Genomic DNA, 14,249 nt, shown 5'->3' with positions numbered 1-14,249 from the left:
CCAGACCGGGGTCAACGCGCGACGACCCCGGGATGCGCGGCCTCGAACGCGGCGAGCCCTTCCGGGGTGAGCCTCAGGTAGAGACCCTTGTCGACGTCGATCACCAGTGGCTTGCCCTCGCCATGGAGCACGACGGAGATGTCCAGTTCGAGGTAGGTGTTCTCGTGCTGCTTCTCCAGGAAGTTACGTTCGACGATGTTGGCGTTCCGCGACGCGGCTTCGTCCCCCGTCTTCGTGCTGCCGCTGATGCCGCCGTAGCCCAGCAGCCCGTCCTCGGTCCCCCCCGCGGACGCGCCTCCCCGGACGGACCGGCCGCGGCCATGCTCCTGGCCGTGCCCGGCCGTGCTCATGGTCTGCGCGTAGACGCGTTGCTTGACCAGCGCGGTGGTGACCTCGCGAGCCCCGTTGACGTCGATCCCGACCCTGCCGACCCCCGGGATCTCGTAGGCATGCGCGAGGAGCTGCTCCAGGTGGGCGCGCATGGTCCGTTCCTTGGTGGCCTCGGCGAGGGCCATGCCGGCGGGGCGGGACAGCTCGAACCCGTTGGGCCTGTCGTTCAGCGAGGGCACCTCCTCCCGCAGCTTCGGCGAGACCGCGGCGATCGGCGCCCACTCCTCCACGAACCGGGCCGCCGGGAACGCGACCTGGCTGACGTCCCCCTTGGGGACGCCGTTCCCGAGCGTGGTGGTCATGGCGTTGGGCCCCGCCGACTCCGCCCACCGGGGCTCCACGGCGGCGACCGGCGTACCCGCCGCGACCGGGGTGCCCGGCGGGACCTCCGTGGTGAGGTGCCCCGGGACCAGCACACCGAGTTCGCCGGCCGCGACCGCGCTGGACGTCGTGGTGACGCCTACGTGCTTGTCGAAGAGCTTCACGGCCCCGTCATGTCCGGTCATCTCGCCCACCTTGAGCAGAACGCTGCGGGCGGCGCTCTGCATGGGTTCCAGGACGGGGCGGACGTGGGCCCGCTCGATCGTGATCCTGTAGGTGACCGGATGCGTGAACTCGTGCGGAGCCTCGCGCGTCTGGTAGCGGTTGATGTCCTTCACGTTCGTTCCGCGCGAGTCCACGGCGTGGGAGTCGCGGACGTTCGTGTACGCCGCCTCGCCTCCCGCGAGATCGCCGTCCGAAGACCTGATGTAGCGCGCGAGCGCCTCCACTCCGCGGTCGGTTCCCGCCTCGCGCAGGCTCAGCTCGCCGCCGAGGCGCTCGCTGCGGAGCATGAGGCCGGCGTCCGGACGCTCACCGACGTGCGCTCCGTCGCCGATCTCGGCCGTGACCCGGATGCCTATCCGCTCGGTGACCCGGCCGTGCTGGTCTGTGGCGAACAGCCAGGAGGACACCCCGTTGCCGCGGAGCTCGCCCAGTCTCGTGGCGAGCGCGTCCTGGCCGTACATGCCGCGCAGGTGCTCGGCCACCGGATGGTTCGTCAACTCCTGACCCGGCAGGAGCAGGCCCTCGTCACGCAGGCTCTGGACGATCTGCGGGAGCACGGCCCGCGAGTCGAGATGCTGGACGGAGGCGGCGCTCAACGCCGCGTCCGGCGCGGAATAGGCGCGAGCCGTGTCTCCCGCCTGCTGGGCGGGCTCCGCGGCCTGCGGCCCCTCCAGTCCGTGACGGCGCGCCACCTCGTCCGGCAGGACGACGTCCATGATGTCGCTCACCCGGACGTACGTGCTCGGGCCCCGCTCGACCGTGATCCCGTCGGTCCTGGTCGGTGTGACCTCCAGGACGAGATCTCCGCGATACCAGTGCGAGGTGGTCCGGTCTCCGTAGGTGACCCGGGCGACGTCGCTGCCTCCCACGTAGGAGGTCTCGTGGGACATCCGTTTCACGGCGGCGTGCACCCCCGCTCGTGCCACGACCTTGTGCTCGGTCCCCGTGCTCTCCCCGGCCTCGTGACCCGCCGCCTCGCCGCCGTGCTCACCGCCGTGCTCGCCGTCGCGGCCGAACCCGGCGCGCAGGCCGCTCCGCGCGTGCCCGCCCAGGGTCCCTCTGCGACGCTCGCCGTCCGTCAGCTTCGAGTTGCTGTTCGCGTAGGTCTCGTGCTCCACCCCGGTCTCCGACTTGACGTGCCGCAGCCCGGCCACGTCGGCCTTGATCTGCAGGTCATGACGCCATCCCCCTTCCTCGGACACCGTGTAGTGCAGTCCGTCGGGATGGGATGTGATCATGGTTTCCAGCTTGAGCACGTCGGTGGCGGTCTCGATCACCGCCGGCACGTCCAGACGCTCCGCGGGCCTCGGCAGTCCCGCCCAGTCGGCGTACCTGCCGGCCACCGCCTGGGCCAGGTCGGGCATGGCGCCCAGGCGGACGATGGCGTGCAGGCGGTCGTCGTGCGCCCACACGTCCCTGGGCGGTCTGGCCGACGCCTCCACGCGGCCCACGTCCCCGAGGTCCCCCGCGAGCACCGGGGTCTCCGGCAGGTGGGCGTTCGGCACGACGATCTCCGCCCTGCTCCCGTGCACCTGCCACGAGGTGTTCGTCACCTCCGCACCGTCTCGCGACAGTCTCATCCTGACGTCGAAGGAGAGATCCCGCGTGATGGTGAAGCCTCCGCCGGTGGTCTCCGTGCGGTCGTACCTCGTGTGGCCGGCCGTGACGGCGACACTGCCCGCCTTCGCGCTGCTCCCGGCGACCGACACGTTCACCGGATCGACCTTCAGCCCCTCGTTCACCTCCAGGCGCGCGACAGCACGGACCTCCGCACGGCCCCCGGACGAGGTCTCCCGCTGGCTGGTGTCGATCCGGGACGTGATCCTGCGCTCGTTCACCGTCAGGTCGGTCGAGCGGACCTCGTGCCGCCGGCCGAGGGCACCCTCGGCCAGGATCTCGACGGTGTAGCCGCCGATCGTCTTCCTGTAGGTGATCCCGTGCAGGGCGCCCGTCAGGTCCGCTTCCAGGGCCGGCCCGCCGAAACGGCTGTCGATGTCCCGCATGACCTGCCGCCTGATCCCGGGGGGAAGGTCCGGCAGTGCCTCATCGACGGCCTGGCGGATCTCCGTGCTGAGCCGCGCGTCCGCGTGGACGCGGACGCCGCTGCCCAGTCCGGTCCCCCGCCCCGCCGCGAGCGTCTCCGGTTCCAGCGCGTGAGGGTCGTAGCCACGGTTCGGGTGCTCGCCCCTGGGCGGATACTCACCGACCGGCTCGTTCCGCATGAACTCCTGACGGACGTCGTCCAGCTCCCGGTGAAGGTCGGCGAGCGCCTCCCGAACCCTGTTGAACTCGCCCTGCGGCCGAAGATCGTGGCCGAAGACGTCCTGCTCCATCCGGGAGGCGTCGCGAGCGGGTACGGCAAGCTCGGCCTGCACCTCGACGTCGAAGGCGCCCATCCTCTCGGTCACCACCTGCAGCCTCATCCGGGCGTCGTAGAGGGTGACGTCGCCGACCCTGTTCAGGACGGTGTGGTTGCCGTGCGCCTGGTGGGCGGTCGTCACATGGTCCGATCCCAGATGGAACCCGCCGATGGCCCGGGCGACGACCTCCACCCGGTCTCCGAGGGCCAGACCGACCTTGCCGCCCGCATGGATGTTGACGCTCGCACCCTGCCGATGCGTCGTCCCCTCGCTCGCGCGCCGCCCCAGGTCGTCGCGGAACATCGTCTCGATCGGCGGCCGGGCGCCTCCGTCCACGGGCTCGATCCGCGTGACCTCACCGGTGACCTGGATGGATTCCTCCGCTGACCGCAGCACGGAGCTCCGGTACCGGACCGCCTCGGAGGCCGCCCCGCTCGACAGCAACGACTGGCTGCGGTTCTTCAACCCCTGCTCGCTGAGCACGGTGGACGTGAGGTGGTCGATGATCTTGGCCACCTCGTGCGCGGGCACGCCCATCGACAGCGCCCGGCGCTGCACCTCCAGCACCAGAGGCGTGGGGTCCATCCCGGTGATGGCGATCCCGTGATCACGGAACTTGTGCCCGGCTCCGGCGGGCACCTCGTGACGTGGCAGCGCCGGCGGATGGTCGGCGGCCAGAAGCGGCCCTTCACGGGTGAACTGCTTGGGGAAGGGGAGGGTCACGGACATCCCGGGGACTCCGCCGGTCTCGGCGACCTTCTCACCGCCGCGGTAGACCTCGACGGAGACCTTCGCGACGAAGTAGTCGTGCTCCGGCGAAACGGCCTTGTGACCGCTGATGACCTCGATGCTGCTCGTGTGGGTCGTGCGCAACGTGCTGGTGACGCCGATCCGAGGCACGGCGTGCGCCTCGGCCTCGTCCGCCGAGGGGCCCAACTCGCGGATCAGTCCCGCGGTGCTGCCCAGGGAGGACGCCTGCGCGGACTTGCCCTCCACACCGTCACCGCCGAACGCGACCGGCTTCTCCGGCGCCAGGCTCGGGTTCTCCACGTGTGCGAGCTCGCTCGGCCTCAGCTTGAGGTAGATCAGCTTGTTGCGCACGCTGAGCGCCACGCCCTTGTGGAGGTGGTCGGTCCACGTGTCGCGGTTGCCGTCGGAGAGCACCTGCGTGAGCCAGTCGCGGATCGCGGCCCGTTCGCGCTTGGTGACGCCCGTGATGCCGTCGGCCAGCGCCCTGGCCGACGCCTTCGGGTCCTCCGGGACCTTGACGTCGTGCACGGCCGTCTCCCCCAGGGCGCCGATCTCGACGGTACGGGGTGGATGGATCTCGGTCCTGTCCTTCCAGACCACCGGGCCATCCGGCCGGGAGGCCAGAGGGGCGTTCGCCGCCGTGTCCGGGACACTCCTGTTGACCGGCTGCGAACCGAAGTCCGGCCGCGTGACCGGCTCCGCGCCCTTGCCTCCAGGAGCGCCCTCGGGCCAAGCCGTCCGGCCGGCGTCCGCGACCATCTCCGGCAATCCTCGGCCGGCCGGCGGCGAGCCGGCGTCAGGCCGCGACCCCGCGCCGTTCGACGACTGCCCGGCCACCTCGGCCTGCTTCCACGACGGCGAGCCGTCAGGCCGGGACGCCGGAGAGCCGTTCGCCGGCTGCGGCATCACCGTGTTGGTCTGGCCCTCGAACGGCGGACGAGACACGCCGTCGGCCTGGTGCGACAGCGTTGAGGGGCTCTTGCCGGCAGGCGGCCCGTCAGCGACCGGCGAGTTGATCAGCTGGTCGATGGTCCGCTGGTTGTGGTTCACCGCCGCCAGCGTCGATTCCGCACCGGTGTCGGGCGCGCGCGCGACCGAGTGGCCGGACGTCCCGTTGCGGGATCCCGCGGAAGCCGGGTCACCGGGCACGGCAGGGCCGACGCCGTGGGCGCCCGGGCCCGCGTCGGGGCCCCGTCCCGTGCTCGGGGCGGAACCGGTGGCGTGCCCCGGCCCGCCGGGACCGCCGCCAGGCGTGGAGCCGCCGGGACCGGGCGCGGGGTCCGGGCCGGGCGAGGAACCCGGGTGGGGCGAGGACGGGCCGCCGCCGTGCGGCAGGGTCGTGAGAAGGTGCTGCCCGTCCGCTCCGAGCGCGCTCGACGTGATGCCCTTGGCCAGCATGTCCCAGCTGAAGTTCCCCTGGGCCAGCAGGGTGCCCGCGGTCGTGATGCCGCCCGCCACGGCATACTGCGCGGCCTGCCCGTACAACGAGGAGGTGGCCGCGGCCAGCAGTTTCTCGGCTGTCGTCATCTCGGCCCTGGTCAGGCCGGCCCGCAGGGCGGGCGTGGCCAGCCGGTTCAGCCCACCGGAGAACACTCCCATGAGGCCGCCCATGGCGCCGCCGCTCACCGCCGAGATCGCGAGCTGCTGGACGTCGATCTCGTCCCTGCGCCCCTTCGCCATCTGCAGGACCTGGATGCCCCCGTCCATCCCGGCCACGATCAGCGCGAACAGCACCATGTTGCGCAGGCACTGCCGGGCGATCTGCGCGACCGTCATCCGCGCGATCTGCAGACGTGGCGGGATGAGCGCCAGACTCGCGTTGCCGGTGGCCAGGGCCGCGCCCAGCAGATACGCCAGTTGCGCGATCAGCAGCCAGACGGTGAGCTCGATCATGTACTTGGCGTACTGGATCTGCACGCCCACGCCGTTGAGCGCGACGGCGGTCCCCATCAGCCTCTCGACCAGATCGGCGACCTTACCGCCGACGACCCTCTTGACATGGGCGGCGAAGGCGAGATGGGCCTCCCCGTCCCAGTCGGCACCGATCTTGCTCGCGCTCGCCGGCTGGTCGGCGAACGTGCCCTCGACGAGCCGGTGCGCGGCGAGCACGCAGGCGTCGGCCAGCCGGAAGCAGCCGGACTCGTCGCCTTCCGGCCAGTCCGTGCCGACCACCCAGCCGATGTACGGCTTGGCGAAGTCGGGGACGAGGAATCCGTCGAAGCCCATGAACGATCAGTTGCGCCCGGCGGGGGGCTGCTCCGGCCGCTCGTAGTCGCGAGCGTTGACGTGCAGGCCCGAGGCGACGCCGTCGAGCTCGTCGATGTACTCCTTCAGGGAGTCGAAGATCTTCTGCTCGACGCCGGGCAGGTGCTTGGCCAGTTCGGCACCGTACGCGTCGTGGCCGAGCGTGTTCCTGTCCCGGTCGAAGGCGGCGAGCAGTTCGTCGCGCGCCTCCTGGGCGTTGCGCCGGCACTCGCCGTACACCTTGGCCTCGCGGCGCAACGCCTCCCACCGCACGTGGTAGCCGCTCACGGGGCGGGCTCCACGGGAGCGGGCAGGAACGCGTCGAGCGTCGCGTGCTCGCCGAAGACCTGCTCCAGCGGCACGTCCTCCGGCATGAGGGGCGCCAGGAGCTGCCTGCTCCGCTCCGAGACCGCGGCGGTGGCGTCGTTGACCTGCTGCATGATGGCGTCGGCCAGCTCCGAGGGGGACAGGGTGCGATACACCCGCGGATTCAGCCTGATGCCGCGGACCTGCCCGTGCCGGCCCACGGTCACGCTGACCATCTCGTCCCGGGAATGCGCCGTGTGCTCCAGAGCGGAGAGTTCCTCGTACGTCTCGCGGATGCGTGCGATCTTCTGGTTGACCTCCGCCGCCAGCTGCGTGATCTCGGCCTCGAACGCATTCGCCACAGATGCACCTTCCACCCGCCTGCTTCCGGACAGCAGCATAAGGCGACTTCTCACCTGACCTTAGCTGATCAAGGTGATGTTGGCCCACTGTTAACAACGCTGTCACTGAGGACGCTGGTCGAGGTGCGCGCTATGCCCGGATGATCGTCGGGTCTACGCTGGACCACCATGGGTGCTGAAGCGAGCATGGATTTCGACGAGGTCGGCAAGCTGGCCGGGAAGGTGGGCGAGGCCCGCAAGGCCGTCGAGCAGGGGCGCACGGCCCTCGCCGAGGGTCCCGGAGCCGTCACCTACATCCCCGTGCCGAGCGTTCCCGGCTCCAACGCGTTCGGCGACACGACCAACGCCGGCCTGGCCGGCTCCGCGCACGCCGAGCTCCAGTCGACCGCCGACAGCCTGGCGGAGATCCTCATCAATGTGATCGACTCCGACGAGGGCAGGCTGCGCAAGGTCATCACAGCCTTCAAGGAACTGGACGACGAGATCGCCGACCGGCTGTTCGCCCAGGCGAGCAAGGGGTTCGACGTCTACAGCGCCCACGTGCACAGCCACGGCCTGCACGAGTACGACGACTTCGTCAGGACCGGCCAGATCGACAAGCTCCACGAGGCCATGAACCGGGGCCCGTCGCTGCTGGGCGGCGACCTCAACGTCGTGACCCACCACGGCGACAACCCGAAGAACACCTCGTCCGGCGACGCCATCCACGACCTGAAGACCGAGGGCTACACGGTCTACTCGGGCGCCGTCGGCGAGGACGGCAAGGTCGTCGGCACCTCACCCTCGGGGACGCGCATCGACCACGTCGCGGGCTCTCCGGCGTTCGCCATGAACGGTCAGCCCGTCCTGGTCGACGGAGCCACCTCCGACCACGACGCCCAGCAGGTGGACGTGGAGGTCCCCAACTGGTAGGCCGCTCACCGCGGCTTGATCTCGACCTCGGTCCTCGCCGCTGAGCGGCCCTCGCCGTCGTCGATCCGGGTGTCGCCCGTGCCGGGTCCGTTGGCCGGCAGCGTGATGCTGCCGCCTTCGACGTCGAGCTTCACCCGCTCGCTGTCTCCGGTGCCCTCGATGACGTCGCCCTCCCGGACCAGCACGGCGTTGCCGAACGGCGCGTTGATGATGTCGCCGATGATGGGCCAGTCGTCGTTCGCGTGGTACTTCTTGCTCGCCTCCTCGAACCTGACGTCCCAGTTGTCGCCGGTACGGTTCTCCAGCTCCTCCTCCAGGTTGTAGATGTCGTGCTTGAAGACCTCCTGGACGGTGGCGATGTCCGTGTCCTGACCGGCGATCACTCCGGCGATCTTTGAGATGTCCTCGGAGTCGGTGCCGGCGGAGTCACCGGGCGAGTTGCCGGCGCCCTGGCCGATGTTGAAGTTGAGCAGGCGCACCGTGCGCGGCTTCCACTCCTTGCTGATCGCCTCGAACTGGTCCTGGTAGAACTTCATGTCGCGCTTCTTCTCCGCCAGCACCTCGTCCACGCGCCGGCGGATCTCCTTCGCCGTCGTGATCGCGCCGGAGACCAGGCGCGCCTGCTCGGCGTCGCGCGGGCGGAAGGTCAGGCCGCTGAGATCGGCGCTCGCGGGGACCCCGTTGAGCCGCTTGCGCTCCTCGTCGAGGAGCCCCTGCTGCACCCTCAGCACGGTGGCCGTGTACGAGAGCAGGTCACCGACGTTGGCGGCCCACTTGCCGAACAGCTCCACGTCGGCGGTGAACTTCTTGCGGTAGTCGTTGAACGACGTGGCCGTGTCGCCCGTCCAGTGGTCCTTGGTGAACACCAGATGGGCGGCGTCGTTGATCAGTTTCTCCGCGGAGCCGGCCTTGGCGCCGAGGCTGCGCCACGTGTCGGCCAGCTTCTCCAGGCGGACCGGATCGGCCTTCAGATCCCAGAGGTCGGTGGTCGTGATCGGGGCCGGCTCGGCCATGAGCGCCTCCTCGGTGCGCGGGACAGCCGCACCAGGTTTCCATCACCGCACGGCCCCATGCAAGATCACTGATCGGAGCCCGCTCACAACAGAACGGCGGCGCCCCGTGGGACGCCACCGTTCGTCAGTGGAGGTGCTCAACGCTTACTCGAACACCATGTCGCAGGTGGTGAAGCTGTATCGGATGATCTGACGCCTCAAGGAGTCGATCGGCCTCGACCAGAACCGGCGCGACGAACCGCTCTTCGGGAGGACGATCGGTCGACCACTCGCCAAGTTCTTTTCGACAAGGCAACACCCGCCTCTTACGGCTGGCCCGTCGCGCCGTGAAGGGGCATCACAGCGACCACGTCCACCAGCCGTTCCAAGCCGTCGAAGTCCTTGGGATTCGCGGTGAACAACGGCAACTCATTACTGGCGGCTGTCGCGGCGATCATCAGGTCGGCGGTCCGACTTCGTGGCTGCCGGCCCTGCGCACACACGACGGCACAGAGCTGCCCGAACATCCGGGCCGCGCCGGCGTCGTACGGCAGCGGATCACCAAACGCCGCCTCAACATACTGGAGCACCGCGGTCCTTCCTGCGCGCTTGACCGGATCATCGGTGGCGTACGGCCCCCGCGACAACTCACCGAGTGTGACGGCGGTGATCGCCGACTCCACGGGCAGCTCGGCGGGATCGAAGAGCTTGAAGGCGGCCACGATATCGGTGTCCAGAACGCCTCGCTCAGGCCGATTCACAGGCCGGTCCCCTCACGCAGCGCGACGAACTGGCACACGCTCACCTCGGGCGGGCGAGACCTCCGAGCATCCCCACCCTGCACTACCTGGAGGCCGACCCGAGGTAATGCCAGCCGTACCAGCGAGAGGCCGGTTCACGGGATCGAGACGGCGAGGACCGATCCCTACGGTTGAACACATGAAGAAGCTCTCCCTACTGACCTTCGGCCTGGTCGCGGCACTGGCCGCTCCGATTCTGGCCGCTCCGGCCCACGCCGCTTCCGACAAGGGCGTCGTGGCCGGACTCGACCGGTACGCCCGCCCACTGAGCGACTTGGACGCGCTGTCCGAGATGACCCGCGACGCCTCGATCGTGGGTATCGGCGAAGTGACCCACGGGTCAAAGGAGCTGTTCACCGTACGCAATCGGATGTTCCGGCACCTGGTCAGAGATCAGGGCTTCACCACGATCGCCCTTGAGGCGCCCTGGTCGGCGGGCGTCCGGCTGGACGAGTACGTCCGCACCGGAAAGGGCGACCTGCGCACGATCCTGCGCGAGGACTTCCAGCACTCCTACGGCTTCTGGCAGACAAAGGAGTGGCTGGACCTCTACACCTGGATGCGCGAGTACAACCGAACGGCCCGCGACAAGCTGCGTGTCATGGGCTTCGACATCGGCGACGTCCATCCGGACCAGTACGGGCGAGTGATCGCCTGGGCCGAGAAGAACAAGCCCGCGATCGTGCCCGATCTGCGCCGTCGCTACGCCGATCTGCTCGCCCTTCCCGGCGGTACGGCAGAACGCATGAACGCCATCGCCGCCCTCCCACCGGAGCGGCGTAAGACCCTGGCCGAGAATGCCGAGGCCGCCTACCGCTTGGTGGAGAAAGCCCCCCCGATCGTGGCCCAGGAGGCGCGGGTCATCGCGCACATGGCCACGATGTACACCCTGGACGGCCCCGCCATGCACAGCCACCGCGACAAGGCCATGGCGGAGAACACATGGTGGTGGAACCGGCAGACGGGCCTGAAGACGGTGGCGGCGGCTCACAACGGCCACATTGGCTACGTCTCGGCCTGGCCGGAGATGTACCCGGTCACACAGGGCGCCCATTTGCGCGCGATGGCGGGCAAGTCCTACGTGGCCATCGGCACCACCATCCACGGCGGCCGGTTCCGCGCCATCGATCCGAAGACCGGCAAGGTCGGGGTCTTCGACACCGGCGCCCCGGGCACCGGCAGCAGCGAGCACACGCTTGACAAGGTCGGCCACCGCGACTATCTCGTGAGCCTGCGCCAGGCTGGCCGGAACCCGGCGGTGCGCACCTGGCTGGACACCGCCCGGCCCACCTTCACGATCCCGGCCACGTACATGCCCGAAATGTTCACCAAGCCCCTGGCCCTGGGCAAGGCCTACGACTCGCTGATCCACCTCCACCGGGTGAAGGCGGCCGACCCCCTCTGAGCCGCGCAACGCGTTCGCGAGCATGACGAGGGGCAGCGTCCGGCAGATTTACCTGCCTACGAGCGCCCCACGGAAGACCACGAACGCACAATCGCCTCTGAGCTGTCCATGTTTGGACAGCTCAGAGGCGATTTGATCTTGTGGAGGTGGCGGGAATCGAACCCGCGTCCTTCAACCCCAAGTCAGGGCTTCTCCGGGCGCAGCCTGCTGTGCTTTTCTCGGCCCCGGCGATCACGCAGGCGAGTCGCCGACGGGCTCAGCCACTGTTTGGTTTCCCGATCATCCCCGTGGCCGGGTCGATCGGTGGAGCCTTCTAACGATGCCAGACACCGAGCCGAAGGCGCTCTCGGGCTGACAGAGGTTTCGCTACTTAGGCAGCGAGAGCCAGGGAGTCCTGGCTGACCTCAGAGTGCTTCTTATTGGCACTTATTGTTCGCGGTCACAGGATTAACGAGGTTATGTCCGCAGTCCTCGGCCCGCTTCACCTGGCTTGCAAGGTCAAAGTCGAAGCCAGTCACCCCCTGTGCAGTTGTCAACACGACTCCGGAGAGCCGAGCAAGACGACTGTACATCCGACAACGCCCGTGATGCCAACTTGATTCCCATGACGAAACCCCCGGGGCCGCGGCTGTTGGCTCACGTCCCCGGGGGCCGACCGGCAGGGTCGAGCCGGTCCGACGGCAGGACTTCCCCCGAGATGAAGTCCTGGTCTCATCGCGGTGACCGGGGCCGCAACCCCCCGAGCGGACCCGGTCACTGAGAAAGACGCTCCGGGAGGTCCGGATGGTTGCTCTCCGTCACGGAGATTTCACGCTGCGTCAGATCGGCCCGCTGTGGCCGTCACGAGCCGCTGCGCACCGCCGAGAAGAAACTCCCCGCGACCGCCGCCGGGTCGTAGTTGCGGACCAGCACGGCGATCGCCAGATCCCCCTGCCAGCCGACGAACCACCGCTGCCTGCTGCCCTCGTCACCGGCCGGCGCGCTCACCCCGTACACCCGGCCGCGGCCCGCCTGGGCGGGGGTGCCCGCGGCGCCGGCACGCATCATCGCGGACAGCGCCGTGCGGACCGCCGGATCGACGGACACCGGCTGCACCGCCGGGGCGGCGACCGTCTCGGTGGTCGGCCCCGCAGTCTGCGGATCGGTCACCAGCACGGGCGGGCGCCAGGTGCCCGAGCCGGCCGCCGCCGCGACCAGCGCCATGGCCAGCGGGCTCACCTGCACGTTCTGGCCGGCGATCGCCCTGGCCTTGTCGGCGTCGCTGCGCAGGTCGGGCAGCGAGCCGCTGAACGACCGCAGCGGCAGCCGCCACGGCTGTCCGATGCCGAACTGCTTGGCGCTGCTCGCCAGCGCCGCCGCGTCGACCCGGCGGGCGAGGGAGGCCAGCGCGGTCACGCAGCCCTTGGCGAAGTTGTCCTTGAACGTCGGAGACGTCCCACCGGCCTGCCCCGCGACGTGACCGGCCTCCACGAACCTGGCGCCGCCCACCGTGCGCTCGGCCGGGCACGACAGCCTCAGGTCGGTGCTGACCCCGGCCTTCACCAGCGCGTCGGCGGCCACGATGGAGAAGGCGGTGCCGGCCGGGAACTTGCCCGCCAGCGCGTCCTTCTCCTGGTTGAGGCCCTTGGTGGCGACGGCGCGGATCTCGCCCGTGTTCTTGTCGACGGCCACCAGCGCGCTCGTCGTGGTGCCGGACAGCGCGGTCTCCGCCGCCGCCTGGGTCGCCCGGTCGAGGGTGGTCTTGACCGACTGGTTCCGGCGGCCCAGCCACTCCTCCAGCCGTGCCACCTCCTTGCCGGCCTGGTCGAGGATGACCACCCTGGTCTGCGTGGAGCCGGTCAGGTAGTCCTGGTAGGCCCGCTGCAGGCCGCTCTGCCCGACCGAGTCGCCGGCCCGCTGCGGGCCGCCGAGCTTCTGCTCGGTCTCGGGGGTGAGCGCGCTCACCCTGCCGATGAGGTCTTTCGGCGCCTCGGGCGCGAACGGCTGCGGCTGCCGCTCGACGGAGATCTGCGGGATCGCGTCGAGCCGCGCCTGCATCGACAGGTAGCGCTGGCGGCCGAACGTGGCCAGCGGGACGAACTCGCCCGGCGGCGAGGACATGATGCGGCTCAGCAGCCGGTCCTGGGCGAACCCGGTGACCGCCGACAGCCGCTTGACGACCTCCTCCGCCTGCGCGCCGAGCTTGGACGGGACGACCCCGGCCACGTAGAGCACCTGGTCGCTCTGCAGCGGCTCACCGGAGCGGTCGACCACCGGCTGGCGCGTCTTGGGTTCGAGGTCGACCGCGAAGCGCTGGCCGTCCTTGAGCTGCGGGTGCAGCACGGACGGCGACCAGCGCACCTTCCACAGGCCGTCGACGAGGTGCAGCGGCAGCGCTCCGTCGTACACCCACAGCGGGTTGTTCTCCCCCAGGTCCACCTCGGCGCGGAACTCGGCCCGCGAGGTGTCTCCGTCCAGGGCGATGCGCTTGATCCGGAACCGGAACGACGCGGCGTCGAGCTGCAGCTTGACGTCGGACAGCGCCTTGCGCACGGCCGCCTGGTCACCGTCGGTGCGGGCGGCGGCCGTCGCGTAGTCACCCGACTGCCAGCCCACGAGGAAGTCGCGGACGGCGTCGTGCGGTGACGACTCGTCGAAGCACCCGGTCAGCGTCGTGCACGCGACCGCCAGCGTCATCGTGGCGGTCAGGGTGCGGCGCAGGCGGCTCATCGGTTGCGGTGCCGCAGCACCCGGGCCATCTCCCGCTTGGCCTGCTGCTCCGCCAGCGACTGGCGCTTGTCCCAGTCCTTCTTGCCCCGGGCGACGGCGATCTCGATCTTGGCCCGGCCGTCCTTGAAGTAGAGCTGCAGCGGAACGATCGTCAGCCCGCCCTCCTTGGTCTTGGCGGCGAGCTTGTCGATCTCCTTACGGTGCAGCAGCAGCTTGCGCTTGCGGCGGGCGGCGTGGTTGGTCCACGTCCCCTGGCTGTATTCGGGGATGTGCACGTTGAACAGCCACGCTTCGCCCCCGTCGATGGAGGCGTAGCCGTCGACGAGCGAGGCGCGGCCCTCCCGCAGGGACTTGACCTCGGTGCCCTGCAGCACCAGGCCGGCCTCGAAGGTGTCCTCGAGGGTGTAGTCGTGCCGAGCACGCTTGTTCTGGGCGATGACTTTCCGCCCCGTCTCACGTGGCATGTCTCGACC

Annotated in this window: 9 protein-coding genes and 1 other RNA gene; 2 read left to right on the top strand and 8 right to left on the bottom strand. The window is 69.8% G+C overall.

The features are described from left to right. Window positions 1-11: 11 nt before the first annotated feature. The 3 genes from CXR44_RS06230 to CXR44_RS06220 are packed head-to-tail and all read right to left on the bottom strand — an operon-like array spanning window position 12 to window position 6,958. Complete coding sequence (locus tag CXR44_RS06230) at window positions 12-6,272, bottom strand: WXG100-like domain-containing protein (RefSeq protein WP_101783903.1); 6,261 nt, start codon at window positions 6,270-6,272, stop codon at window positions 12-14. Between the two features lie 6 nt (window positions 6,273-6,278). After that, the gene (locus CXR44_RS06225) at window positions 6,279-6,578 is read right to left on the bottom strand and encodes a hypothetical protein (RefSeq protein ID WP_101783902.1); all 300 of its coding nucleotides are present in this window, start codon (window positions 6,576-6,578) and stop codon (window positions 6,279-6,281) included. After that, window positions 6,575-6,958 carry a YbaB/EbfC family nucleoid-associated protein gene (locus CXR44_RS06220; RefSeq protein ID WP_245898886.1) on the bottom strand — a complete coding sequence of 128 codons (384 nt, stop codon included), beginning with the start codon at window positions 6,956-6,958 and terminating at the stop codon, window positions 6,575-6,577. The genes CXR44_RS06225 and CXR44_RS06220 overlap by 4 nt, the downstream gene beginning before the upstream one ends. A 168-nt stretch (window positions 6,959-7,126) precedes the next feature. Here CXR44_RS06220 and CXR44_RS06215 point away from each other — a divergent pair, with 168 nt between their 5' ends. Then, window positions 7,127-7,870, top strand: coding sequence for an endonuclease/exonuclease/phosphatase family protein (locus tag CXR44_RS06215; protein WP_144069877.1), 744 nt, complete (start codon window positions 7,127-7,129; stop codon window positions 7,868-7,870). Between the two features lie 5 nt (window positions 7,871-7,875). On the opposite strand, the gene CXR44_RS06210 is transcribed toward CXR44_RS06215, so the two are convergent. Together CXR44_RS06210 and CXR44_RS06205 are read right to left on the bottom strand one after the other, a co-directional pair. After that, on the bottom strand, window positions 7,876-8,883 hold the full coding sequence (locus CXR44_RS06210; RefSeq protein ID WP_101783899.1) for a hypothetical protein: 1,008 nt from the start codon (window positions 8,881-8,883) through the stop codon (window positions 7,876-7,878). Window positions 8,884-9,188: 305 nt separating this feature from the next. Continuing rightward, window positions 9,189-9,584: a type II toxin-antitoxin system VapC family toxin gene (locus CXR44_RS06205; RefSeq protein ID WP_245898885.1), complete on the bottom strand. Its 396-nt coding sequence runs from the start codon at window positions 9,582-9,584 to the stop codon at window positions 9,189-9,191. 217 nt (window positions 9,585-9,801) lie between these two features. Here CXR44_RS06205 and CXR44_RS06200 point away from each other — a divergent pair, with 217 nt between their 5' ends. Further along, window positions 9,802-11,067 (top strand): erythromycin esterase family protein, encoded by a 1,266-nt coding sequence (locus CXR44_RS06200; protein WP_219601684.1) that lies wholly within the window; start codon window positions 9,802-9,804, stop codon window positions 11,065-11,067. 138 nt (window positions 11,068-11,205) lie between these two features. On the opposite strand, the gene ssrA is transcribed toward CXR44_RS06200, so the two are convergent. The 3 genes from ssrA to smpB all read right to left on the bottom strand — a co-directional run bounded on the left by ssrA (window position 11,206) and on the right by smpB (window position 14,240). After that, window positions 11,206-11,589: a transfer-messenger RNA gene (ssrA, locus tag CXR44_RS06195) on the bottom strand. A gap of 318 nt (window positions 11,590-11,907) precedes the next feature. Next, window positions 11,908-13,776, bottom strand: a complete 1,869-nt coding sequence (locus CXR44_RS06190; RefSeq protein WP_101783896.1) for a penicillin-binding transpeptidase domain-containing protein — start codon at window positions 13,774-13,776, stop codon at window positions 11,908-11,910. Continuing rightward, window positions 13,773-14,240 (bottom strand): SsrA-binding protein SmpB, encoded by a 468-nt coding sequence (smpB, locus tag CXR44_RS06185; RefSeq protein WP_101783895.1) that lies wholly within the window; start codon window positions 14,238-14,240, stop codon window positions 13,773-13,775. Before smpB ends, CXR44_RS06190 begins: the two co-directional genes overlap by 4 nt. Window positions 14,241-14,249: the final 9 nt, after the last annotated feature.

Origin of the sequence: Nonomuraea indica (assembly GCF_002850745.1) — a bacterium.
Lineage (GTDB): Bacteria > Actinomycetota > Actinomycetes > Streptosporangiales > Streptosporangiaceae > Nonomuraea > Nonomuraea indica.
This window is presented reverse-complemented; position numbering and strand designations above follow the sequence as displayed.

Bases quoted from the DNA above. Each gene is read 5' to 3' on its own strand.
- CXR44_RS06215 (WP_144069877.1), top strand. From the start codon at position 7,127: ATGGGTGCTGAAGCGAGCATGGATTTCGACGAGGTCGGCAAGCTGGCC.
- CXR44_RS06190 (WP_101783896.1), bottom strand. From the start codon at position 13,776: ATGAGCCGCCTGCGCCGCACCCTGACCGCCACGATGACGCTGGCGGTC.
- CXR44_RS06230 (WP_101783903.1), bottom strand. From the start codon at position 6,272: ATGGGCTTCGACGGATTCCTCGTCCCCGACTTCGCCAAGCCGTACATC.
- CXR44_RS06200 (WP_219601684.1), top strand. From the start codon at position 9,802: ATGAAGAAGCTCTCCCTACTGACCTTCGGCCTGGTCGCGGCACTGGCC.
- smpB (WP_101783895.1), bottom strand. From the start codon at position 14,240: ATGCCACGTGAGACGGGGCGGAAAGTCATCGCCCAGAACAAGCGTGCT.
- CXR44_RS06210 (WP_101783899.1), bottom strand. From the start codon at position 8,883: ATGGCCGAGCCGGCCCCGATCACGACCACCGACCTCTGGGATCTGAAG.